This is a genomic window from Mesorhizobium temperatum (genome assembly GCF_002284575.1).
In the GTDB taxonomy this organism is placed as follows: Bacteria; Pseudomonadota; Alphaproteobacteria; order Rhizobiales; family Rhizobiaceae; genus Mesorhizobium; species Mesorhizobium temperatum.
On sequence record NZ_NPKJ01000072.1, the window covers coordinates 59,720 to 82,195 of the forward strand.

Below are 22,476 nucleotides of genomic sequence, written 5' to 3' on the forward strand. Positions count from 1 at the left end.
TGTCCTCCAGCCCCTTAACGCTGCGGGCTCGCTGTCAGCTTGTGGTCAGGATGAAACGGCGGTTCGGCGCCAGCACCGGTCGCGCATTCATCGGGTAAAGCGCGGTGAACTTGTCGATGTCGGCGGCACCAACCTGCAGCGGCTCACGTGCCACCATCCAGTCGACGATCTCCGAGCATGGCGGCGTCGTCAGCGAGCCCTCGTAGCTCCAATAGTCCAGCGAGGCCGGTAGGAGGCCGTTCGGATCCAGATCCTCAACCGAGGCCTCGCCGTCCGCCTCAGCCGGGAAAGCTGCCGCGAGGCTTGCAAGTGCCTCGTTTTTCGCACCCGGTGTCAGGAAGACGCCAAGCACGCCGAGCCCTCCGCTTTCGCGATTCTTATGGACGAAGTGCACCTCCATGGGGAAGGTCTTGCCTTCCACCAGATGTTCGCTCGGCGCGTGGAAGTGAAATTGCAGCAGGTCGTAGGTCCTGCCGCCCCGGGTGAGCGTGCTGCCTTCCGGTACGTTGATCTGAATCGTGTGGCCGTTGTTGACGATCGTGCCGCCGTCTGCCTTCCAGTCGATGCCAATCTGCGGGATATCCGCTTTGATGGCCCCCGTCAGGTTCAGGGGCGACTGCTGCGCGCCGGCCGAGCACGCGGCGTTCGCGCCATCGAGGGCGCCCCAATGCTCTGGACCGCCTTTTCCTTGATAACTCCAGTGGACGCCCTCGTCGGCAAAACCTGCCCGCGCGCAGATCGCGCATGCGCCCAATGTTATGAATCCCCTAATCAAATTGCGCCGTTGCATGTGTTCGTTCACTCCTTTTCTGCTATGGGATCAAATGCCTCTGCGCCCGCAGAGAATTAGGTTGCACGGTGGCGTGGATGCTGTCCTGTCTGTCATGCATGAACCGTCCTGCGGCTGGTCGCTGGGCTAAATTTCAACGACGAGCGCGCCGCCGCTGAGACCTGCCCCTGCCGCCGCCAGGAGGATTTTCTCGCCCTGCCGAAACGGTTCCGCCTGATTGGCCAGCGACAGGGAGAGCGGGATCGTCGCCGCGGAAGAATTGCCATATTCGACGATCGTCTTGACGATCGCTTGATCGGCAATGCCGAGGTTTCGCCCGACCGCTTCGAAAATGCGGGCATTGGCCTGATGCGGTACGAACCGATCGATGTCTTGCGGGCGTGTGCGGGCAGCAGTGAGTGCGTCCCGCGAGCAGGCAGTCATCATGTCCACGGCCTTGGCGAACACTTCACGGCCGTCGGTGATCGTCATCCGGGTTTGCTCGAGGTCAAGGTTGCCGTGGAACGGCTTGTTGCTTCCTCCCGCGGGAATCTGGATCAGCCCGTAGCGCGAGCCGTCGGAATCCACCGAAGCACCGAGAATGCCGCGATCCGGGTCGTCGCCGGGACCAATCACCACCGCGCCGGCGGCATCGGCAAAAAGTACGGCGCTGGCGCGTTCGGCCGGATTGATGCGACGGCTGAGGATGTTGGCGGCAATGACGAGGGCCGATTTGCCATGCAGCCGGGTGAATCCGTCCGCGAACATCAGCGCATAGATGAAGCCGGCACAGGCGCCGGTCAGATCGACCGCGCCCGCCCGCCCTAGCCCGAGCCGGTGTGCGACCAGCGGCGCACTGGGCGGCAGAAGGTGGTCGGGCGTCGAGGTGGCAAGCAACAGCAGACCGATGTCGCTGCGGTCGATACTGGCGTTCGCCAGCGCCATGTCGCCGGCATGCGCGGCAAGGCCAGACAGCGTGTCTTCGTCCGTTGCCCAGAAGCGCGAGCGAATGCCCGTGCGCCGCTCGATCCAGCCGGGTTCGAGCCCGAGACGGTTTTCGATTTCCGGGTTCTCGACCTTTCGCCCGGGCACATGATGGCCAAACCCCAGAATGCGCGACGATCTGCTCATGGCCTCGAACCGAAGCGTTCGCCGGCTTCTTCGATCGCGTCATAGAGTCCGTCCAACTCGTCGCCGGTGATGCAATAGGGCGGGAGAAGGTAGAGGACATTGCCGAGCGGACGCACAAGCAGCCCCTGGTCGAGGAAAAATGCGCGCAGCTTCGGCCCGATCTCGGCGAAATAGCCGGCAGAGCCGGCGCGCAAATCGAGGGCCGCGATCGTGCCGGTCGCCCGGCTGTCGGTGAAGAACGGATTGTCGCGAAAGCGCCGAAGTCCGGCGGCCTGCATCGCGCTCAACGACGCGATCCGCCCGGCCACGGGCTCGTCGTGCCAGATCTCGACATTGGCGAGCGCGGCCGCGCAGGCAATCGGATTGGCGGTGTAGGAACTCGAGTGGAAAAACGTCTTCTTTCGGTCCTCGGAATAGTGGGCCTGGAAGATGGCATCGGTGGCAAGCGTGGCCGCCAGCGGGACCGCACCGCCGGTCAAGCCCTTCGAGGTGCACAAGATGTCCGGACAGATGGAGGCCTGCTCGCAGGCGAACATGGTTCCGGTGCGGCCCCAGCCGGTCATCACCTCATCGGCGATCACGAGCGTGCCGGAGGCTTCGGCAATCTTCTTCAATTCGGTCAGAACCGAAGCCGGATACATCAGCATGCCGCCGGCACCGAGCACGAGCGGCTCGACGATCAGCGCGGCCGCTCGTCGGTCGCGGGAGATTGCCTCGAACCCATCCAGCGTTTCCTGCTCGCGCCCCGCGGTCGGGAAGGGAATGGTGTCGACCTCGAACAGCAAGGGCTCGTAAGCGGCGTTGAACACGCCGCGGGCGCCGACGCTCATCGTGCCGATGGTGTCGCCATGATAGCTGTGCTCCATGACGACGATGCGCGAGCGCGGCGCGCCGATGTTGCGGAAATAGCCGAGGGCCATCTTCAATGCGACTTCGACGGAGGTCGAGCCACTGTCGGAATAGAACACCCAATCGAGTCCAGAAGGAGCGAGACCGACAAGCGCTCTGGCCAGACGTTCGGCCGGCTCGTGCGTGAAACCTGCGAAGATGATCTGGTCGAGGCTTGTCGCGGTTGTCTCGATAGCCTTCATGATGCGGGGGTGACGGTGGCCATGCGTGACGACCCACCAGGACGAAATGGCGTCCAGGATGCGCGCGCCGTCGGCCTTGTGGAGATAGGCTCCCTCCGTCAGCACGATTTCTGGAATCGCCGGCTCAAGCGCGTGCTGCGTGAACGGATGCCAGACTTGAGACTGCGACATCATTCGCCTCCGGCAATCGAGGCAAGGTCAAAGCCGGCAACCATCGCCTCCCTCAGCGTTTCGTTCGTCAGCGGATCGAGCAGCGGCAGCCTGCCGAGCTGCGGCACATCGCCGAATTCCACGATTGTCCTTTGCGTATCGGCCGCTTCGTCGCCGATGAAGGCGACGCCTATGATCGGGATTGAGCGGGCCCGCAGAGCCTCGATCGAAAGCAGGGTGTGGTTGATCGTGCCGAGCGCGGTGCGGGCGCACAGAATGACCGGCAGCCGCCATTGTGCGAATATGTCAATGAACCTTGTCTGTCGGTTGAGCGGCACCATCAGCCCGCCAGCCCCTTCGATGACAAGCGGACCCGGCAAGGCTGGAAGCGAGAGCTTTGCCGCCTCGATTGCGACGCCGTCGATCTCAGCCGAACGATGCGGCGACAGCGGCTTGCTCAAGCGGTAGACTTCCGGCAGCACGCGCCCTGGCGGTAGGCCGGCGAGCCGCGCAACCACCTCGCTGTCGGTCTCGTCGTCGAGGCCCGATTGCACCGGCTTCCAGTAGAAGCCGTCGAGCAGGCCGGCTAGCCCGGCCGAAAACACCGTCTTGCCAATTCCGGTGTCTGTTCCGGTGATGACGATGCGCTTGGTCATGCCGAGGCCAACACCTCGACGAGCGCATCGACCATGGCCGAAATGTCGGCTTCGTCGACGTTGAGCGTCAGCGAAATCCGCAGACGCGAAGTGCCCTCGGGCACCGTCGGCGGACGGATGCCGCGTATGTCGAAGCCGCGGGCCTGCAGTGCCGCCGCCACTGCCACGGTGCGCCTGACGTCGCCGATGAAGAATGGCTGGATCTGCGAGCCGCTGGGCACCACGCCGCAGCGCTCTGCCAGTTGCCGGCCCGCAAAGGCAACGCGCTCATGCAGCTGAACACGGCGCATGGGCTCGTCGGACAGCATGGCGAGCGCTTCGCGCGCCGCGACCGCCATCAGCGGCGATGGCGCGGTGGCGTAGATAAATGGCCGGCAACGGTTGACGAGATAGTCGCACAGCGTTCGCGGTCCTGTGACCAGTGCGCCGGACGCGCCGAGCGCCTTGCCGCATGTGTGGAGCGCGACGATGTTGTCGCGGCCCTTGAACGCGGCGGCGAGGCCGCGGCCGTCCGGTCCGCAGACGCCGGTGGCATGCGCCTCGTCGACAATAAGGAATGCCTCGTGCCGATCGGCAAGCGCGACCAGGTTCTCCATCGGCGCGCGGTCGCCATCCATGCTGTAGAGGCTTTCGAACGCGATCCACACACGCCCGATGCCACCTTCAGCGCGCGAGCGCGTGATCGCGTCCTCGACAGCATCGACGTCGTTGTGCGCAGCCAGCTTGAACTCGGCGCGTCCGGCCTGCGCGCCCTCATGCATGCTGGCATGGGCGAGCTGGTCGAGGATCAGAAGGTCGCCCTTCTGCGGCAGCGCGGTCAGCAGAGCGAAGTTGGCGATGTAACCGCTGCCGAAGTACAGCGCGCGGTCGGCCCCGAAGAACGCCGCCGCGTCCGCCTCCAGTGCCTCGTGTTCCGGCGCGTTGCCGCGCAACAGCCGCGACCCGGTGGCGCCAACCGGCGTGCCCCGCGCAATGGCAGCCGCAACCGCATCGCCAAGTCTCCTGGAGGCAGCAAGCCCGAGATAGTCGTTCGACGAGAAGTCGAGCCCGGCGCGGGGCGCCAGCGTCCGCAGCCGGTCCTTGCGCGCCAGCCCCTGCAAGGTCGCCTCATATCGGGCCAGCGGTGCCCCGTTCATTGCGTGTCGAGTTCCATCGGCTCGATGCCGAGGCGCCGGAACAGAAGCGTATCCTTGTCTTCGCCGGGATTGTCCGCCGTCAGCAGCGTATCCCCGACGAAGATCGAGTTGGCGCCGGCAAAGAAGCATAGTGCCTGCATCTCGTCGGTCATCGCGGTGCGGCCGGCGGAAAGACGGACATGTGATTTCGGCATCATGATGCGCGCCAGCGCGATCACACGCACGAATTCGATCGGCTCGATCGGCTTGGCTTCGGCAAGCGGGGTGCCGGCGATCGGGATCAGCATGTTGATCGGAACGCTTTCGGGATGCTCCGGCAGATTTGCCAGCGTGACCAGCATGTCGATCCGGTCCACCTGCTCTTCGCCCATGCCAACAATGCCGCCGCAGCAAACCTTGATGCCGGATTGGCGAACCTGCTCGAGCGTATCGAGCCGGTCAGCAAAGCTGCGCGTGCTGATGATCTCACTGTAGTAGCGTTCTGACGTATCGATGTTGTGGTTGTAGTAGTCGAGGCCAGCCTGTTTCAGACGAGCTGCCTGCTCAAGATCGAGCATGCCGAGCGTCATGCAGGTCTCCATGCCCAGCGCCTTGACGCCCTCGATCATCGCCACCACCGCTTCCATGTCGCGCGGCTTGGGGTTTCGCCAGGCCGCGCCCATGCAATAGCGGGTTGCGCCGGCGTCACGCGCCTTGGTCGCCTCGGCTATGACGCGCCTGACCTCCATCAGCTTTGACGCCTTCAGGCCGGTTTCGTGATGAGCGGACTGGCTGCAATAGCCGCAATCCTCGGGGCATCCGCCTGTCTTGATACTGAGAAGCCGGCTGAGCTGGACCTTGTTCGGATCGAAATTCTGGCGGTGAACGGTTTGCGCCAGGAAGAGGAGATTATTGAAGGGTGCATCGTGAAGTGCCCGGGCCTTTTCCAGGGTCCAAGTCCCGCCATCAGTGGATTGCGCCTGTGGCATTGTCGTCGTCGAATTCGATGCGTGCATCTTTATCCTGTTCCTTGGGGTTCCGGCCTTTACGGCTTCTTTGCTGGTCGATTGACGGCGACCGGAAAGTTTATCGGTCCGCTGCCGTCCGCTCGTCAGTCGATCATGACTGCCGATAGTCGAGGCCGATGTCTAGGATCGGCGCGCTGTGCGTCAGCCAGCCGATGGAAATCAGATCGACGCCGGTCGTAGCGATGGCGGGTGCCGTAGTGGCGGTGATCCTGCCCGATGCCTCGGTGACCGCCCGGCCGGCAACCAATGCTACTGCCTGGCGCAATTCGTCCAGCGACATGTTATCGAGCAGGACACAGTCGGGGGCAAGCGCCAAGGCCTCTTCCAACTGGGCCAACGTATCGACCTCGACTTCGATCTTGACCAGATGGCCGGCGCTGCTTCGCGCCCGCTCCATTGCCGTGCGAATTCCGCCGGCGAAGGCGATGTGGTTGTCCTTGATCAGAATCGCGTCGTCGAGGCCGAAGCGGTGGTTGGAGCCGCCACCGGCCCGCACTGCGTATTTTTCCAAAGCCCGCAATCCGGGCGTCGTCTTGCGGGTGCAGACGACTTTTGCATTCTGCCCGCGGATCGAATTGACAATCGCTGCCGTCGCCGTGGCGATGCCGCTCAGATGGCACAAGAAATTGAGCGCCGTCCGTTCCGCCGTGAGAATGGCCCGGGCCGGGCCAGCCACTGATGCAATGGTCTCTCCCTGCGCGACTTCGCTGCCGTCGGCTCGCTCCACGGTCATATCGACGTTCTGGTCGATGAGCTGGAAGGCGAGCATTGCCAGATCGAGCCCGGCGACAACTCCAGTCTGGCGCGCCGACAGCACGACCGTCGCATGATGGCCCCTCGGTACGATGGCATCGGTCGTCAGATCACCCGCCCGGCCGAGATCTTCCAGAAGGGCTGCCCGCACCAGTGGCTCAAGCATGATTACGGGAAGCGGCGAGAGGTTCATTGTACAAACTCTTCAAGCGTTGACGAACATGAAAGATCCTCGGCTGCCGCTAAGGCTTCATCGAGCGTGAGCCTGGAGTGGCGGGCGACGATCGCACGATCGGGAAAGTCCGTTCGGTAGTGAGCACCGCGACTTTCCTGGCGTAGCAGGGCGGCGATTGCGATCATCAGCCCGATGGCCGCGGGATCGGACGCCGCATCGTGGCGTTTGGCCAGAGGAAGCAATCTGCTCACGGCCTCGCGCAAGACCTCACCATCACGCTTCACGCCAAGGGTGCGTGAGAGGAGAGGGCGCAAGGAGAGTGGATTTGGCGCCGGAATTTCCCTTGCCGTTGATCGTGTTCTGACACCGATCGGAGATCCCGCCACACTTTCGGCGACCCAGCGCGCGCATACGATCGCCTCCGTCAGCGAGTTGCTGGCAAGCCTGTTGGCGCCGTGCAGTCCGGTCGAGGCGACTTCGCCGCAAGCCCACAGTCCGGCAACGGAGGTACGTCCGTCCTGATCCACCGCGACGCCGCCCATGTGATAGTGCTGGGCCGGCCGTATGGGAATGAGGTCGCGCCCCGGGTCGATGCCTGCGCGCCGGCAGGCTGATGCGATCGTCGGAAACTGCTGTGCGAATGTCGGGCCAGGCTTTTCTCGACCATCGAGAAAGGCGCGATGGCCGTTTGAAAGATGCGTCCAGATGACTCGCGCCACGACATCGCGCGGCGCGAGTTCCGCATCCTGCAAGCCTTCGAGGAAGCGCTGGCCTGTTTCGTCGACAATCTTCGCGCCTTCGCCGCGAACCGCCTCGCTGATCAGCGGCATCGGGCGATCCGGCCCGTCGAGCGCGGTCGGGTGAAACTGGATGAATTCCAGATCGGCAAGCACAGCACCGGCGCGCGCCGCAAGCGCCAGGCCCTGTCCGCAACTGCCCAATGGGTTGGTGCTGTCAAGGAACAGTCCGCCAATCCCACCCGTGGCGAGGACGACCCGTCCCGTACCCAAGAACACAGGACTCTTCGAACAGCTTGCCCAAACACCCCGGACCGTATTGTCCTCCACCGCCAGTCGCCGCGCCTCCACACCCTCGACGACCACAATCGACGGAGCAGAACGCACGGCCTCGACCAGCGCGCACATGATTTCCTGTCCACTGCCGTCGCCGCCGGCATGAACGATGCGCCGGCGGCCGTGCGCGGCCTCCAATCCCAGGAGCAGTGCTCCTTCAGGCGTCCGATCGAAGCGGACCCCAAGGCTCGCCAGGGTCTCAATCGCGTTGGGAGCCGCGCGGAGGATGCGGCTTGCGATTTCTGCATCGCACAGCCCATCGCCGGCGGCGAGCGTGTCGGCGAGATGCAGTACCGGATCGTCGTCAGCGCCAAAGCTGGCGGCCAGCCCGCCCTGCGCCCACGCACTCGATGCCTCAGATCCGAGCGGCGTCCTGGACAAAATCAGCACCGGTTCCGGCGCTAGATGAAGCGCAGTCAATAATCCGGCAATGCCGCCGCCTATGACAATAGGCCGGCCAAAGAAGCTGCGGACATCCGCGCTCATACGGCGAGCATCCGCTCGATCGGGAGCCGTGCTCGTCCTGCAATCTCTGGCTCGATCCTCACCTCATGTCGGTTCTGCTCGAGTGCCGAGCGGATGTTGGCGAGTGTTATCCGCTTCATATGCGGGCAAAGATTGCATGGCCGGATGAACTCGACCTCGGGATGCGCAATCGCGACATTGTCGCTCATCGAGCATTCGGTCATCAGCACGACACGGGGCGGTCTTCGCGTTTCGACGTAGTCGGACATGGCAGCGGTCGAACCGGAAAAGTCAGCTTCGGCCACCACGTCGGGCGGGCATTCGGGATGCGCCAGCACCGTCACGCCCGGATGGTCCTCGCGCAGCTGGCGGATGTCGGCTGGCGTGAACCGCTCATGCACCTCGCAATGGCCCTTCCAGGCAATGATCTCGACGTCGGTCTGGGCGGCGATATTCTGGGCCAGATATTCGTCGGGCAACATGATCACCCGAGGAACCCCCAGCGACTCCACCACGGCTTTCGCATTGCCCGACGTGCAGCAGATATCGGACTCGGCTTTCACTTCGGCCGACGTGTTGACATAGGTGACAACAGGCACGCCCGGATAGCTTTGCCGCAGCACACGGATGTCCTCGGCGGTAATCGAGTCCGCCAGTGAACAGCCGGCGTGCAAGTCGGGGATTAGCACCGTCTTTTGCGGATTGAGCAGCTTCGCCGTCTCGGCCATGAAATGCACGCCGGCGAGCACAATGACATCGGCTTCGGTGGACATCGCCTTGCGGGCAAGCGCCAGACTGTCGCCGACGATGTCGGCCACGCAGTGGAAAATCTCCGGCGTCTGATAGTTGTGCGCCAGGATGACGGCGTTTCGCTGCCGCTTCAAATCGAGAATGGCGTCGATATCGCCGGCGAATGCTGGCCATTCGATGGGCGGGATGATCCTCCGCACGCGGTCGTAGAGCGCAGCTGTGCGCGCGGAGACGTTGAGCATGCCTGGCCCTCTTTATGCTCTAAATGAGTATAATTAGGGCATATGCTTACCTTGAGCATAAGGAATGTCAAGCACGTGACAGCGGCAATTTCGTCCCTGCGACAGTTCGTTCCGCCAAAACCGTCTGGCGGAAGCGGAAGCGCTTGGCCGGGCGACCGCCTGTGTCCGACGTCGTCTCGCCTGTCTCTTCGACCAGGTTCTGCTGTTCGATAAGACGGCGGAAGTTCTGCTTGTGCACGAGCCTGCCGGCGAGCGCTTCGACGGTGCGCTGTAATTGCAGCAGCGTGAATGCCGGCGGCATCAACTCGAATACGACGGGGCGGTATTTGATCTTGGTTCGCAGCCTGGCGATCCCCGTCGCAAGAATGCGGCGATGGTCGGCAATCATCGTCCGACCGGGAACGACCGGCGCGCTGCCCTTATCTCGGCCACGTGTGGCCTCGGCCACCAGCGCGGCTTCATAGAGCAGTTCGTATCGCTGCAGGACGAGTTCTTCGTTCCAGTCGCAGTCATCCAATCCGAAGGCATATACCACGCGCTGCCGCCGATCGCGGCGCATGTTCGGGTCTTCGGCGTCGCCGGCCCAGGCCAAGAGTCGGGGGACGAGGATATCGGGCAGGATGAGCGGCACGCCCGCGCGGTGATCTTCCCACGGAAAATAGTCGTACCAGCCTCGCCACCCTTGCGTTGAAGGCCCTTGGGCCTGCTCTTCCCGCGTCAGGCCGAGATAGCTGATCGATATCTGCACGCGCTCGTCGCCGGTCCTGTCACGATCGGCGAAGGTATAGAGCTGTTCGATATAACCCAGCGGATGACCGGTCTGCCGCTCCACCCAGGCCCTCAGACCCGACTGCAAGGAGCGATGGCCGAGTTCAAAAGGACCGGACGGCAAAGCTTGAGCCTGCTCGATGGTCAGGACGCGTGGCTCACCATCTGTCACGGCAATGACGACGGCGATCAGGTCCGCGCTGACGGCCTGGCTTCGTTTGTTCCTTCCGGCCTGCTTCGTCGTCTGTGTTGTCGAGTCTTGCATTGGGGTTTGATGAAATTCCGATTATCAAGTCGCTCCCGAAGGATCAACGCGAGCGAAGGGTGAACTGCTGCCTACTGCTCGTCAACGTTCGCCCAGAACGGCACACTCGATCACTTCTTGGTCTTTGCCCGTCGCATCTGCACAAATCTATGCCAAATGCGACCCGCCGATTGGCTACCGTTGGGGAAGGGGGCGCCATGAGCGTGATTGCCCTTCACGCTTGGCGTGACACTTGACGTGACGGAAGATGTAAGGACTTCGACGCTGCCGCCGCAGATCGTGACGAAAAGGGGAAAATCCCCTCGTCTGCCTCACCGCATACACGAACCTCATTGCCAAGCGTCCGTATTGCGAGATCGTGCTTTTAGCCAAGTGGCGCGTCTGCTGCTCGCCCCAATCCCTCACAGCTTGTAGCGATCGATGTCCAAGCTCGAACTGGCCGGAACGCAAGGCTTTACGCATTCGATCGTCATGCGCGCGCTTGGCCACCGGTCACCGCGACCAGAATTGCTATCAGTTCGGCAGCGATCGAATACCACGGCCGGCTTTTATGCCCCGCGCCACAGCTTGGTCTTGTGTTCAGTCATTGCTTCGTTTCGCGACAATGTATTTCGGTAGGCCTTGTGACCCAACATCGATTCTGAACGTGAACCGCGCCCTCGCCGCAGTCAAACCGCTCGGGCTGAACGACACCCGGAAGGACTCGATCAATCGGAGAGCACTTCTCGCTGTCGTACCGCATCAGTTCGCGGTGCACAATTTTTTTGATTCAGTTCAGTTTTCGTCTTCGCACCTGCACAAAACTATGCAAAACGGTTTTCCGCTCAACTTGACGCTAGGGAAACATGCCGATGAGTGTAGCGGTAGAATCAAAGGCGCTGATGCCGCCCGACATCACCGCCCGAAAGCGCAAGCAACTGATTGTCTGCCTGACCGCGTATACCACGCCCATTGCGCGGCTCGTCGATCGGCACTGCGATGTAGTCCTGGTCGGCGACAGCGTGGGCATGGTGCTTCATGGCCTGCCGTCGACGCTGGGTGTTACGCTCGACATGATGATCATGCACGGCAAGGCAGTCCGACGCGGCCTTGAACGGGCGCTGATGGTCGTCGACATGCCGTTCGGCTCCTATGAAGAGGGCCGCGAGCAGGCGTTTCGCAACGCTGCGCGGCTGATGGCGGAAACCGGATGCGCCGCCGTCAAACTGGAAGGCGGCGAGGCCATGGCGGAAACGATCCGGTTTTTGACCGGCCGTGGCATTCCCGTCATGGCCCATGTCGGGCTGACGCCGCAATCGGTCAATGTCTTTGGCGGCTACAAGGTCCAGGGCAGGGGCGAAGACGGGGATGGTATCTTGCGGGACGCTGTTGCTGTTGCCGAAGCAGGCGCATTCGCGCTTGTGCTGGAAAAAGTTGCCGAACCCTTGGCACGGCGAATAACCGCGGAAGTCACAATTCCCACCATCGGGATCGGGGCCTCGGCCGCCTGCGACGGGCAGATCCTGGTCGTCGACGACATTCTGGGCATGTTCACCGGTTTCCGGCCGAAATTCGTCAAGCGCTATGCCGAACTTGGTTTAGCGGCCGATGCTGCCATTGCCGCTTACGCCGCCGATGTGAGGGAAGGGCGCTTTCCGGCGGCCGAACATCTCTATGCGGATCTATCGAAGGCCGGAGAGGTCGCATGAGCGTGCCGATCGTTCGAACCGTTGCCGAGCTTCGCACTGTTGTGGCTGGATGGCGCCGCTCGGGCGCAAGTGTCGCAGTGGTGCCGACTATGGGGGCCTTGCATGAAGGACATCTGAGCCTCGTGCGTGCAGCGCTTCAGCAGGCCGATCAGGTAATCGTGACGCTGTTCGTCAACCCCAAGCAGTTCAACAGTGCCGCCGACCTTACCGCCTATCCCCGCACGGAAAACCAAGATGCTGCAAAGCTCGTGCCGCTGGGCGCACACCTGCTCTATGTGCCGGATGCCGAGGAGATGTACCCTGCGGGCTTCGCTACGACTGTTTCGGTGGCCGCTATCGGCGAGAGCCTGTGCGGCGCGTTCCGGCCGGGCCATTTCGATGGCGTGGCGACCGTCGTCGCCAAGCTCTTCCTGCAGACCGGCGCTGACTTCGCCTTTTTCGGCGAAAAGGACTTTCAGCAGCTTCAGCTTGTCAGGCGTATGGTCAAGGATCTGGATATTCCAACCACCGTTGTCGCTTGTCCGACGGTCCGCGAAGTCGATGGTCTCGCTCTATCATCGCGCAACGTGCGGCTCTCGCCAGCCGAGCGCGCCATTGCCCCAAAACTCGCATCGGTCCTGGTCGAGACGGCTGAGCGGCTTGCGCGCGGCGGTCCCCTCCTGGCAACACTTGCTGAGGCGCGCGCGGCGACTCTGGCTGCGGGCTATCGCGAGGTCGAATACCTGGAGCTTCGCGGCGAGGCAGATCTGCAACCGATGACAAGCGTTGACCGACCGGCACGCTTGCTTGTCGCCGCTTGGCTCGGCGACACACGACTCATCGACAACGTCACAACATCACCGATTGGTTCAACGAATTAACGAGGTTCTCGGCGTTGGGTCACGATCCGCAAGCAGTAGTAGGAAAGCCATGGCGGCGATGAAGGCGGCGCACTTGTTGCATCAATACCCGATCATTTAACCAAAGTCTCTGTCTGGCATCGACCAACATCCACGGAGGTTATGCAAAGCGCAGATGCATCGCGTGTTTGAAGACTTCGTCGAGCAACTCTATGCAAGCGTTGATGCCGCCGATCTCAGTGAGGCAATGGCGTCCGCCGCCGCCGGCGTCGACTTTCCGCTCTTCGCCTATTTTACTTACCCGTCGGTCCCCGGCGATGCGCCGCGCTTGATCTCAAACTATCCTTCGCGCTGGACCTCACGTTATCTGCAGCAGCGGTACCACAGCCTTGATCCGGTCATCCTGCGCGGGCTGCAAGGCTGGGATACTTTTGATTGGGGCGTGGATCGCGGTCGCCAGTGTTTGCCGAGGTCGCAGCAACAAATTCTGGAGAGCGCAGCTCAGTTTGGCATCCGCGGCGGATTGACGATGTCCATGCATGATCATCGTGGCCGATTTGCTGCACTGACCCTTGCTTCCGACGAATCCCATCCGCCGCTTTTACGGTCACTGACACGTTATGAAAAAGCATTGCAGCTGGTGGCGATCAACTTTCACATCCATGTCCGGCGCAGGCTCGCCGACGATCGCGTGGTGGATGGTGTAACGCTCACTCCGCGAGAGTTCGAATGCCTGAAATGGACGGCGCGCGGCAAGTCGGCCTGGGACGTCAGCCAGATCCTCGGCGTCTCGAAGCGCACGGTGACCTTCCATCTGGAAAACGCCAAGGCAAAGCTTGGCGTGCGAACGGTCAACCAAGCCATCGCGCGGCTGGCTGCGTCCGGTCAGGCGAGATCGTGATCCTTCCGCCAAGATAGCTGTAAACGTCTACAGGCTGCATCACCGTCAGCTTTGCCCTTCGATGGCGGGAACACATCCCGCACGGAGGCGACCATGATGCAGCTGATAACACCGGACCTTTACGGCGAGTTCGCAAGCGAGCTCAAAGAGATGCACGGGCTCAGATATCGGGTGTTCAAGGAAAGGCTCGATTGGGAAGTTCAGACCGAGGACGAAATAGAGACCGACGCATTTGATGGCTTCAAGCCTGTCTATCTGCTTCTCAAGGGATCCGATTGGCGAATTCGCGGTTGCGTGCGTCTTTTGCCCAGCACCGGACCCACAATGTTGCGCGACACGTTCCCCGTGCTGCTGGGTGCTGACATTGTGCCCTCGACTGCCGACATATGGGAGAGCAGTCGTTTCGCGCTCGATCTCCCTCCGTCAGCGCCCAAGGCACCGGGCGGGCTGGCCCAGGCAACCTACGAACTCTTCGCCGGCATGATCGAGTTCGGCTTGGCCAACGATCTCACCCGGATAGTAACGGCGACCGATACGCGCATGGAACGGATCCTTCGCCTCGCAACGTGGCCATTGTCGCGCATCGGACAGCCGATGCCCGTCGGCAAAACGGAGGCGGTGGCCGGCTTTCTCGAGATTTCCCACGCGAGCCTATTGCGCATCCGCAGCAGGGGACGTCTGAGCGGACCGGTGCTGTGGCAACCGGTTCTAGGCCCGTCGGCATAGCGCCATTGTGGGCACCTGAGCCGTGACGGATGCTGGTCTGCCCAAGGATGCGACGGTCGGTCGTGTATGCTGGCCGGATTGGCGTCGTCACGAAGCTTACCACTACGCCAGACGATTGCCGCGCACTGCCTGGGCATGGGAATTTCTTCGGCGCAATCCGCAATTCCAGCGCGACCACGCCAAGATTGCACCGCCCGCCTGCATTGTCAGAACACGCGCCGATACCAAGATAATCGAGCTGACGACAGGATCATCTTTCCTCAGGCAATGGAGCCTTCTTTTTCGCGGACGCGCCACAATCGGACGCGACGTCGGCAAGGGTATTTTGGGATCCGCGCGACTGCGCCCGTATTCTACGAGCGGCCGCGGAGCCGGTTGGGCTCGACCACGATTTTGAACCGCTTGATCTTTCTTCGCTCTCATGCGGCAAGGACATCCTGCTGACACCTGCCGGCGTGCAGCACGTGCTGCTGAGGGAGGATTGTCGGAGTCTGCAGATCGCCGTTTCCGGTGCCTCCGTTTTCCGCCCGTTGCTGCTGTATGTCGACGCAATCGTGCCGCCGCGGCACCTGAAGTTCCATGTCGCTGCCCTTCAGTTCCTGAATGACATCAATGGTTGCGGCCGCCTGGCAGCTGCTTGCCTTCCGCCGGAACCTCGCGGAGGGCGTCTGCGTATCGTGCTCCAGGCTTTGGATGGCTCGCTTGCCGGCGCATCCCATCAGGAGATCGCCATTGCCCTGTTCGGGAGACGGCGTGTCGAGGAAGATTGGTCTCATCCAGGCAACCATCTTCGCGACCAGGTGCGTCGCGCCATCCAACGTGGCCGCTACCTGATGGGCGGCGGCTACAGACAGTTCCTGATGTGATTGTGGTGACAGCTAGTAATTGGCCTAATCGGCCCGAAGCTGCGATTTTGGCCAAGTTGTGGAACGTTGCCGGAACGGATTGACGGTGAAGGCTCGGCGACCTGAGAATTCACTCCTGAAACAGGGAGTGAACGTATGGGTTTGCGTGTTTCGCCTGAGGCTTTGGCTGGGGAATGGAGCCTCTCTTTTGCCGACAATGACTTTGTGAACGCCAAGCCGGCCGGGTCGAGGCTCGGACTGGCGGTGCAGTTGAAGTTCTTCGCAGCTTTCGGATACTTTGCCACCGACGCGACCGAGGTTCCGGACGAAGCGATTTCGTATTTGGCCGAGCAGCTTGGTGTCCGCGAGGCCGGTCTCGACGGTTACGATTTTTCGGGGCGGTCGGGACGGCGCCATTGCGCGGAGATTCTGCGCCATCTGGGCTTTCGCGGCATGAAGCGGGCTGACCGGGTCGCACTTGCGGGTTGGATGGCGACGGAGCTCTGCCCGGGCGGGCAATCCGTCGCGGCGATGCTGGAGGCTGTCTTTCTCTGGTGTCGCGACCACAAGATTTTCGGTCCGTCCGGTAAGGAGATGGAGCGGCTTGTACGCTCCGAGCGGCAACGCTTCCTGGAATGCTTTCTTGCTGGCGTTGCGGATCGGCTTCTGCCGGAAACGGTCGCGCTGATGGAGGCATCGCTGGTCGATCCGGATAGTCCGACAGGATTCCATACAATTAAAAATGACGTAGGTGCGGCAACGTTGGACAACATGCTTGCCCTGGCTGACCGGCTTGCCTTCATTCAAAACCTGACACTGCCAAGGGATTTGCTGACGGGTGCCGGCAAGCCTTGGATTGATCAGATCGTCCGGCGAGTCGGTGCCGAAAAGGCGTCGGAGATGCGCCGCCACGCCCCCAGGCGGCAACTTGGCCTCTATGCCGTCTTCCTGATGGTGCGGGAAGCACAGATCATCGACGGGATGATCGATCTTCTGGTGGAAACCGTTCACAAGATCGGGGTGCGCTCGAAGCGCAAGGTGGTTCCCGGCATCGCACGCGACATCGAGAAGGTCTACGGCAAGGAACGGTTGCTGGTCGATATCGCTGGCGCGGCGATCGAGGCGCCAAGCGGCAGGGTCTGCGATGTAATCTTTCCGGTAGCGGGGCAGGAAAAGTTGGCGGCGATTATCAGGGAGCATCGGGCGAAAGGCACGCTCGAGCGCCGCATCTACCAAGTGATGCGCGGCTCCTATGCCAATCACTATAGAAGGATCCTGCCGAGGCTGCTTTCGGTTCTGGAATTTCGTTCGAACAACGCTGTGCATCGGCCGGTGCTGGAGGCATTGGACTGGATCAGGCGAGCTCTCGATACCGGATGCCGCGTCGTGCCGCGGAATGGCGTGCCGATCGAGGGTGTCATCCCGCCGAAATGGCGCAGCGCGATCATCGGCAAGGACGGGCGCATCAACCGGATCAGCTATGAACTCTGTGTGCTCAGCCAGTTGCGTGACCGCATCCGGGCGAAGGAAATCTGGGTAGTCGGCGCGGATCGCTATCGCAATCCGGATGATGATCTGCCCAAGGATTTCGAGGCCAGGCGCGCGGCCTACTATGGTGCCCTGAACCTGACGCCGGACGCGCGGACCTTCACACGGGGAATCAAACTGGAACTGGAGCGGGAACTGCGGCTGCTGAACGCCGAAATCCCGCACAACGATAAGGTACGCATCCTCTGGCGTGGCGAAAACCGCATCTCGATCACGCCGTTCCAGCCGCTGCCGGAACCGCAGGGCCTTCAATCGGTCAAGACCGAGATCGGGCGGCGCTGGCCGATGACGGAACTGCTGGATGTCTTGAAGGAGACGGCGCTCGACACCGGCTTTCTGGACGCCTTTGAAACATCGGCCTCCCGCGTGACGCTTTCCCGCGGTGCGCTCGATCGGCGCCTGATCTTGTGCCTTTACGGATTGGGCACGAATGCCGGTCTGAAGCGCGTCGCAGCCGGATGCCCGGATGTCAGCTACGAGGAACTACTTCATGTCGGACGGCGCTTCATCCATCGCGACGCGCTGGAGGCGGCCTGCGGGCGCGTCGCCAATGCGACGCTGGCGATCCGCAACACCGCCATCTGGGGCGAGGCCGGCACGGCCTGCGCGTCGGACTCAAAGAAGTTCGGCGCTTGGGACGGCAATGTGATGACCGAATGGCATGTCCGCTATGGCGGACGCGGCGTGATGATCTACTGGCATGTCGAAAAAGGTTCGACCTGCATTTTCTCGCAGCTCAAGCGCTGTTCGTCCTCGGAGGTCGCATCGATGATCAAGGGCGTGCTGCGGCATTGCACCGACATGGAGATCCAAAGGCAATATGTCGACAGCCATGGCCAAAGCGCCGTCGGCTTCGCCTTCTGTCACCTGCTCGGATTTGAGCTCGCCCCGCGCCTGAAAGCGATCGCCCGGCAGAAACTGGCGCTGCCATATGCAGGCCTGCGGGCTGAGTTGCCCAACCTGCTTCCGGTTCTTTCCAGCATCATCAACTGGGAGGAGATCGAGCAATAATATGACGAGATGGTCAAATATGCCGTCGCCATGCATGGCGGGATAGCCGATCCCGAAGCGATCCTGCGGCGCTTTGCCCGTGCCGAGATGATGCACCCGACCTACAAGGCACTCGCCGAGCTTGGCCGGGCTATCAAGACGATCTTCCTGTGCCGGTATTTGCGCCACGAGGCGTTTCGCCGCGAAATCCACGAAGGCCTGAACGTCGTCGAGAACTGGAACAGCGCCACCAGCTTCGTATTTTTCGGCAAGGGTGGCGAGATCGCTTCCAACCGGCTCGACGATCAGGAGATATCGGCGATGGCCCTGCATCTGCTGCAGGCGTCGCTGGTCTACGTGAACACGCGCATGATGCAGTCAGTGCTCGCCGAGCCGAACTGGTCGGCACGGCTGACGCCGGAAGACTACCGCGGCCTGACGCCGCTCATCTACGCCCATGTCAATCCTTATGGCCGCTTCGATCTCGATCTGGATCGCCGGATCGATTTCGAGCAGAAACAAGCGGCGTGACCCATCGAAGGGAATGTAGAAATGCCTGTATCGAAGAAGCCCCGAAAGAAGGCAGTGGCGAAATCCAAGCAGCCGGAAAATGACAATACTCTGCCTCCGATGCCGGACCGGCGCGGCATGGAGGGGTTCATGACAGGTCTTTTCGGCGGACAACGTGGGAGCGACCCGACCGACGCCGCGCAAGACGTCATGTATGAGGCCTGGGAAGCGACCAGTCGTAGCAAGCGTATCGCGCTGGCCAGGAAAGCGCTCAAAATCTCGCCGTTGTGCGCCGACGCTTATGTGTTGCTCGCGGAGGAAGAGGCCAACTCCGTCGAGGAAATGCTGGATTGCTACCAGAAGGGCGTCGAGGCCGGAGAAGAGGCGCTCGGACCGGAAGGGTTCGAGGAATATGCCGGTCACTTCTGGGGTTTTCTCGAGACGCGCCCCTACATGCGGGCACGGGCAGGTCTTGCCGCCGTACTCTGGCGGCTTGGTCGGCATCAGGAGGCCATCGACCATTATCAGGCGATGCTCGAGCTCAATCCGAATGACAATCAGGGCATCCGCTACGTGCTGGCCGGGCATTTGCTGGCACGCGACGACATCAAGGCCCTGAGGAAGCTGCTCAAACAGTACGAAGACGATTGCGCTGCTGCATGGCTCTACACGCGGGCCCTTCTTGCCTTTCGTGAAAGCGATCCGGATGCCGGGAAGCTTGCCGAGGAGGCCTGGCTCGCGAACAGCCATGTGCCGGGCGTCCTGTCCGGCAAGCAGCCTCTCGTCGCCTCCACGGAGGGATACATCACCATGGGCGGTGAAGACGAGGCAGCTGACTACGTCGAGGAAAACGGCAAGGCCTGGCAGGCCACTCCCGGCGCAATCGCGTGGCTGGCGGAAGTTACCAGAAAGCTGAAACCACGAAGACGGCGTAATTGACTGCCCGGAACTGATGGTCGTGTTCCAATTTGGGTATACCCGGCCTAAACATCCGCCATGAACACGTCGCGACCGGAAAAGTCCGTATATTTTGGGGCTCAATCTGCGTTAATGAACAGATCGTCGCGTCGGCACACCCAAAATGAACAGTTTGCATGACCCGCATCGGATACGCCCGCACCTCCACCACCGACCAGAACCTCGCCGCGCAAATCGCCGCGCTCAAGGCCGCCGGCTGCGAGGTCATTCGCGAGGAGCAGAAGAGCGGCTCTACTCTGGAAGGCCGCCCGCAGCTCAACACCATTCTCGGCTTCATTCATGCCGGCGAGACGCTTGTCGTCACCCGGATCGACCGGCTGGCCAGATCGCTACGCGACATGCAGGTGATCGTGGACAGGCTCAAAACGAAGGGCGCGCATCTCTTCGCGACAGAACAGCCTGTTGATACGTCGACCGCCGCCGGTAAGGCCTTCTTTGACATGCTTGGTGTCTTTGCCGAGTTCGAGACCAATCTGCGGCGCGAGCGCCAAGCGGCGGGAATCGCTGCCGCCAAGAAGCGCGGCACATACAAGGGCCGGCCGCCGAAGATCGACCGTGCCGAAATCATACGCCGCCTCAAACAAGGCCACGGCCCGACACAGATCGCTCGTGATCTCGGCATCTCGCGCGGAACCGTCTACCAGGTGCGGAAAGGCGAACCAGAATGAGTAAAGGCAAGCATGTAACCCGCCTGATCCCTGCAGCCTGCGAAGAAGTCCAATCCCGCATGCTCGAGGCCTGTCAAAAAATCGCCGCGGACCATGGGCTGGTCATCGAGAGCGCCGGATGGCGTGGCTTGGACTCCGGGTTTGCCTTCGAGCCCGTGTTCCGTGTCAGCCTTCCCGCATCCGACGGCACGGCATTCAATCTCGAGAAGGACATGTTCGAGTTTCTGGCCGCACGGTACGGATTGGCTCCCTCGGACCTCGGACGCGAGTTTAGTACCGGAAGCGAACGGTTTCGGATCACAGGCATCGATCCCAAGCGACCCAGATATCCCATCTCCGCAGAACGGATTCCCGACCGAAGAGGCTTCAAATTTACCGCCGAAAACGTCGCCATGCTCTTGCAAGCGCGGAGCAAGCCGTGATGTTCGCTAAACGTTCCTCAACTTGGCCAAAATCGCAGCCTCGGGCCGATTAGGCCTAATTGGCCTATTCGAAAACGCGCCGGGATCTGACTGCGTTTGCCATGACGGGGTCATTGTGCATTGCACAAAACCTGATGCGCGGTTAGTCCTTTCGCGGCGGGAATCGAGGTTTGGGTAATACGGACGAAGCACTGAGAACCAATGCTTCGTTGATAGTGCATTCATACCCGAGGACCCTGATGACCGATATGAACTCCGACAAAGCCGGCGCTGCAAGCCTTGAGGCGATCGCGCGAAACGGCAGCATGCTGCATCGCATCGCTGTACGCATCCCGACCTATCTCTCGGATCTTCGCGAGAATCCGGCATGGCTGCCGATGTTCATGTTGGCGCGCACCATGCCGGCACGGAGAATGCACTGGCGTGGTGCAAAGCCGGTCCGAAAGTCGCAAAGAGCCCAGGACACGATGTTCGCTGGCGTCAATCGCCACGACATTGTCGACGCGCTACGGTCGGATGGGCTTTTTTCCGGCCTCGTCCTGCCAACAACGGTCTCTGAAGATGTAGCCGCATTCGCCAGGTGCACACCTTGCTTCGGCAATTTCGACCGCCGCCTCGAATTCATGCCGACGGAGCATGCGGAGGCTGAGGCCCGGTTCGGCCGTCCCTTGCTCAGCGGCCACTATTTCGAGCGCATTCTCGGCTGCAATGCGGCACTCGCCATCCAAAACGATCCGCTGCTCATGGATATCGCCGCGCACTATCTCGGCGGCCAGGCGAAGCTGATCACCACTCGTGTCTGGTGGAGTTTCCCGACCGGCCAAGCCTCCGACGCCGACAAGAACCTGGCTTCGCTTGGCAAATACCACTTCGACCTGGACGACTGGCGGATGCTGAAATTTTTCTTTTATCTGGTTCCGGTCGACGAGGGCACCGGCCCGCATGTCTATGTTCGCGGCAGCCATAACCGCCGCGCCCTAAAGCACCAGCTGACGCTTCTCGTCGGCCATCCGGCGCAAGAGGTTCTGGACGTCTACGGCGAGCAGAGCCCCGTCACGCTGACCGGAGAGGCCGGTCTCGGTTTCGTCGAGGACCCGTTCGGCTTCCACATGGGTACCGTGCCGGCGCACAGGCCACGGCTGATGATGGAAGTCGGCTTCGGCGTTTCACCTCCATCGCGCCGCCGCTTCCATGGCGAGCCTGTGATCCGCTGATTTCGAAAAGTCCCGAAACAGCCTTTCCCAGACCGTAAGCCTTGTAAGGCAAGATAAGGCTACGCCGCCATTCCAGTCTGTTCGCCCAAAGCGGTTGTCTGCACATCCGTTGGACTGGCTGGCGCTATGGGTCTCGCCATGGCGCCAGCCAGGCAACCATCCGGTCAGGGGCCGCGTTGGCTGATTCGGGCGATTGGACGCTGGCGCACCCTTCGAGATTGTCGTGTATCGCCCGATGGTCAGCGCAACTCCCTCCCGTCTGCACGACAGCGGCCTGAGCATTGTCACGGGCGCGTATAAGACCGACGAGTCGTCGTTGATCGATATCGTCGAAGTACTGCTTCGGCCGTGAGACAGGCGACACGTCCGACGGCGTGATTCTCCAGCAGGTCTCTTGGAACGAGATCCTTCTCGATCGGGGGGACACACGAGTCTTTATCGCCGACCAAATCCTCGGCCGCCCAAGCCTGGGCGCTCTATCTCTCGATTTCTTTCCGAGGCGGCAGACGCGCATTCACGTCAATACTGCCGAAGGAACACCTGGCTTTGTTGTTCATGGTGTGGCTCTCCTCGGCGATGCCGCCCGGCCGCGCCTCTCCCTCGCCGAGGCCGTGCTCGGAGCCGCGGAGCTCGATCATCGGCGCCCGCCTGGCCCCCTGTTGGAGGCTCTCAATCAACGGTGAGCCTCTGTTGGCACAATCCCGGCGCGACCGATT

21 protein-coding genes and 1 pseudogene are annotated in these 22,476 nt (G+C 61.8%); 11 read left to right on the forward strand and 11 right to left on the reverse strand.

The window, feature by feature from the left end; genetic code table 11:
* Window positions 1-34: 34 nt before the first annotated feature.
* From CIT26_RS30565 to CIT26_RS30610, 10 genes are all read right to left on the reverse strand, one after another.
* Complete coding sequence (locus CIT26_RS30565; protein ID WP_095496090.1) at window positions 35-790, reverse strand: carbonic anhydrase; 756 nt, start codon at window positions 788-790, stop codon at window positions 35-37.
* A gap of 126 nt (window positions 791-916) precedes the next feature.
* On the reverse strand, window positions 917-1,900 hold the full coding sequence (locus CIT26_RS30570; RefSeq protein WP_095496018.1) for a beta-ketoacyl-ACP synthase III: 984 nt from the start codon (window positions 1,898-1,900) through the stop codon (window positions 917-919).
* Window positions 1,897-3,162, reverse strand: a complete 1,266-nt coding sequence (locus tag CIT26_RS30575; protein ID WP_095496019.1) for an adenosylmethionine--8-amino-7-oxononanoate transaminase — start codon at window positions 3,160-3,162, stop codon at window positions 1,897-1,899. Before CIT26_RS30575 ends, CIT26_RS30570 begins: the two co-directional genes overlap by 4 nt.
* Window positions 3,162-3,797 (reverse strand): dethiobiotin synthase, encoded by a 636-nt coding sequence (gene bioD / locus CIT26_RS30580; RefSeq protein WP_095496020.1) that lies wholly within the window; start codon window positions 3,795-3,797, stop codon window positions 3,162-3,164. Before bioD ends, CIT26_RS30575 begins: the two co-directional genes overlap by 1 nt.
* Window positions 3,794-4,933 (reverse strand): 8-amino-7-oxononanoate synthase, encoded by a 1,140-nt coding sequence (locus CIT26_RS30585; RefSeq protein ID WP_095496021.1) that lies wholly within the window; start codon window positions 4,931-4,933, stop codon window positions 3,794-3,796. The genes bioD and CIT26_RS30585 overlap by 4 nt, the downstream gene beginning before the upstream one ends.
* Window positions 4,930-5,928: a biotin synthase BioB gene (gene bioB, locus CIT26_RS30590; RefSeq protein WP_095496022.1), complete on the reverse strand. Its 999-nt coding sequence runs from the start codon at window positions 5,926-5,928 to the stop codon at window positions 4,930-4,932. Before bioB ends, CIT26_RS30585 begins: the two co-directional genes overlap by 4 nt.
* A gap of 103 nt (window positions 5,929-6,031) precedes the next feature.
* Entirely contained in the window at window positions 6,032-6,886 is an 855-nt protein-coding gene (gene nadC, locus CIT26_RS30595; RefSeq protein ID WP_095496023.1) for a carboxylating nicotinate-nucleotide diphosphorylase, read from the reverse strand.
* Entirely contained in the window at window positions 6,883-8,427 is a 1,545-nt protein-coding gene (locus CIT26_RS30600) for an L-aspartate oxidase (protein WP_095496024.1), read from the reverse strand. Before CIT26_RS30600 ends, nadC begins: the two co-directional genes overlap by 4 nt.
* Window positions 8,424-9,398, reverse strand: a complete 975-nt coding sequence (nadA, locus tag CIT26_RS30605; RefSeq protein WP_095496025.1) for a quinolinate synthase NadA — start codon at window positions 9,396-9,398, stop codon at window positions 8,424-8,426. The genes CIT26_RS30600 and nadA overlap by 4 nt, the downstream gene beginning before the upstream one ends.
* 67 nt (window positions 9,399-9,465) lie before the next feature.
* A complete protein-coding gene (locus CIT26_RS30610) occupies window positions 9,466-10,431 on the reverse strand; it encodes an NUDIX hydrolase (RefSeq protein ID WP_095496026.1) in 966 nt (321 codons plus the stop codon).
* Window positions 10,432-11,282: 851 nt separating this feature from the next.
* Between CIT26_RS30610 and panB the strand changes: the two genes are divergently transcribed.
* From panB to CIT26_RS30660, 11 genes and pseudogenes are all read left to right on the forward strand, one after another.
* The gene (gene panB / locus CIT26_RS30615; protein WP_095496027.1) at window positions 11,283-12,119 is read left to right on the forward strand and encodes a 3-methyl-2-oxobutanoate hydroxymethyltransferase; all 837 of its coding nucleotides are present in this window, start codon (window positions 11,283-11,285) and stop codon (window positions 12,117-12,119) included.
* Window positions 12,116-12,979, forward strand: coding sequence for a pantoate--beta-alanine ligase (gene panC, locus CIT26_RS30620; RefSeq protein ID WP_095496028.1), 864 nt, complete (start codon window positions 12,116-12,118; stop codon window positions 12,977-12,979). Before panB ends, panC begins: the two co-directional genes overlap by 4 nt.
* Window positions 12,980-13,133: 154 nt before the next feature.
* Complete coding sequence (locus tag CIT26_RS30625; protein ID WP_095496029.1) at window positions 13,134-13,859, forward strand: helix-turn-helix transcriptional regulator; 726 nt, start codon at window positions 13,134-13,136, stop codon at window positions 13,857-13,859.
* A 93-nt stretch (window positions 13,860-13,952) separates the two neighbouring features.
* Window positions 13,953-14,585, forward strand: a complete 633-nt coding sequence (locus CIT26_RS30630; protein ID WP_095496030.1) for an acyl-homoserine-lactone synthase — start codon at window positions 13,953-13,955, stop codon at window positions 14,583-14,585.
* A 22-nt stretch (window positions 14,586-14,607) separates the two neighbouring features.
* Window positions 14,608-14,982, forward strand: a complete 375-nt coding sequence (locus CIT26_RS38960) for a transcriptional regulator domain-containing protein (protein WP_425350388.1) — start codon at window positions 14,608-14,610, stop codon at window positions 14,980-14,982.
* A 58-nt stretch (window positions 14,983-15,040) separates the two neighbouring features.
* On the forward strand, window positions 15,041-15,451 hold the full coding sequence (locus CIT26_RS30635; protein ID WP_095496031.1) for a DUF2285 domain-containing protein: 411 nt from the start codon (window positions 15,041-15,043) through the stop codon (window positions 15,449-15,451).
* A gap of 135 nt (window positions 15,452-15,586) precedes the next feature.
* A pseudogene (locus CIT26_RS30640) lies at window positions 15,587-18,499 on the forward strand (Tn3 family transposase).
* Between the two features lie 54 nt (window positions 18,500-18,553).
* Window positions 18,554-19,417, forward strand: coding sequence for a tetratricopeptide repeat protein (locus tag CIT26_RS30645; RefSeq protein ID WP_206072835.1), 864 nt, complete (start codon window positions 18,554-18,556; stop codon window positions 19,415-19,417).
* Between the two features lie 155 nt (window positions 19,418-19,572).
* The gene (locus tag CIT26_RS30650; protein ID WP_095496032.1) at window positions 19,573-20,124 is read left to right on the forward strand and encodes a recombinase family protein; all 552 of its coding nucleotides are present in this window, start codon (window positions 19,573-19,575) and stop codon (window positions 20,122-20,124) included.
* The gene (locus tag CIT26_RS30655) at window positions 20,121-20,546 is read left to right on the forward strand and encodes a hypothetical protein (protein ID WP_095496033.1); all 426 of its coding nucleotides are present in this window, start codon (window positions 20,121-20,123) and stop codon (window positions 20,544-20,546) included. Before CIT26_RS30650 ends, CIT26_RS30655 begins: the two co-directional genes overlap by 4 nt.
* 239 nt (window positions 20,547-20,785) lie before the next feature.
* Window positions 20,786-21,760 (forward strand): hypothetical protein, encoded by a 975-nt coding sequence (locus CIT26_RS30660; protein WP_095496034.1) that lies wholly within the window; start codon window positions 20,786-20,788, stop codon window positions 21,758-21,760.
* A gap of 476 nt (window positions 21,761-22,236) precedes the next feature.
* Here CIT26_RS30660 and CIT26_RS36880 read toward each other — a convergent pair whose 3' ends face one another.
* Window positions 22,237-22,398, reverse strand: a complete 162-nt coding sequence (locus tag CIT26_RS36880) for a hypothetical protein (protein ID WP_167391589.1) — start codon at window positions 22,396-22,398, stop codon at window positions 22,237-22,239.
* Between the last annotated feature and the right edge of the window lie 78 nt (window positions 22,399-22,476).

What these genes read in the sequence shown, in the direction of transcription:
- CIT26_RS30565 (WP_095496090.1), bottom strand. Translation starts at nt 790, where the DNA reads ATGCAACGGCGCAATTTGATTAGGGGATTCATAACATTGGGCGCATGC.
- CIT26_RS30570 (WP_095496018.1), bottom strand. Translation starts at nt 1,900, where the DNA reads ATGAGCAGATCGTCGCGCATTCTGGGGTTTGGCCATCATGTGCCCGGG.
- CIT26_RS30575 (WP_095496019.1), bottom strand. Translation starts at nt 3,162, where the DNA reads ATGTCGCAGTCTCAAGTCTGGCATCCGTTCACGCAGCACGCGCTTGAG.
- bioD (WP_095496020.1), bottom strand. Translation starts at nt 3,797, where the DNA reads ATGACCAAGCGCATCGTCATCACCGGAACAGACACCGGAATTGGCAAG.
- CIT26_RS30585 (WP_095496021.1), bottom strand. Translation starts at nt 4,933, where the DNA reads ATGAACGGGGCACCGCTGGCCCGATATGAGGCGACCTTGCAGGGGCTG.
- bioB (WP_095496022.1), bottom strand. Translation starts at nt 5,928, where the DNA reads ATGCACGCATCGAATTCGACGACGACAATGCCACAGGCGCAATCCACT.
- nadC (WP_095496023.1), bottom strand. Translation starts at nt 6,886, where the DNA reads ATGAACCTCTCGCCGCTTCCCGTAATCATGCTTGAGCCACTGGTGCGG.
- CIT26_RS30600 (WP_095496024.1), bottom strand. Translation starts at nt 8,427, where the DNA reads ATGAGCGCGGATGTCCGCAGCTTCTTTGGCCGGCCTATTGTCATAGGC.
- nadA (WP_095496025.1), bottom strand. Translation starts at nt 9,398, where the DNA reads ATGCTCAACGTCTCCGCGCGCACAGCTGCGCTCTACGACCGCGTGCGG.
- CIT26_RS30610 (WP_095496026.1), bottom strand. Translation starts at nt 10,431, where the DNA reads ATGCAAGACTCGACAACACAGACGACGAAGCAGGCCGGAAGGAACAAA.
- panB (WP_095496027.1), top strand. Translation starts at nt 11,283, where the DNA reads ATGAGTGTAGCGGTAGAATCAAAGGCGCTGATGCCGCCCGACATCACC.
- panC (WP_095496028.1), top strand. Translation starts at nt 12,116, where the DNA reads ATGAGCGTGCCGATCGTTCGAACCGTTGCCGAGCTTCGCACTGTTGTG.
- CIT26_RS30625 (WP_095496029.1), top strand. Translation starts at nt 13,134, where the DNA reads ATGCATCGCGTGTTTGAAGACTTCGTCGAGCAACTCTATGCAAGCGTT.
- CIT26_RS30630 (WP_095496030.1), top strand. Translation starts at nt 13,953, where the DNA reads ATGATGCAGCTGATAACACCGGACCTTTACGGCGAGTTCGCAAGCGAG.
- CIT26_RS30650 (WP_095496032.1), top strand. Translation starts at nt 19,573, where the DNA reads ATGACCCGCATCGGATACGCCCGCACCTCCACCACCGACCAGAACCTC.
- CIT26_RS30655 (WP_095496033.1), top strand. Translation starts at nt 20,121, where the DNA reads ATGAGTAAAGGCAAGCATGTAACCCGCCTGATCCCTGCAGCCTGCGAA.
- CIT26_RS30660 (WP_095496034.1), top strand. Translation starts at nt 20,786, where the DNA reads ATGACCGATATGAACTCCGACAAAGCCGGCGCTGCAAGCCTTGAGGCG.
- CIT26_RS36880 (WP_167391589.1), bottom strand. Translation starts at nt 22,398, where the DNA reads ATGATCGAGCTCCGCGGCTCCGAGCACGGCCTCGGCGAGGGAGAGGCG.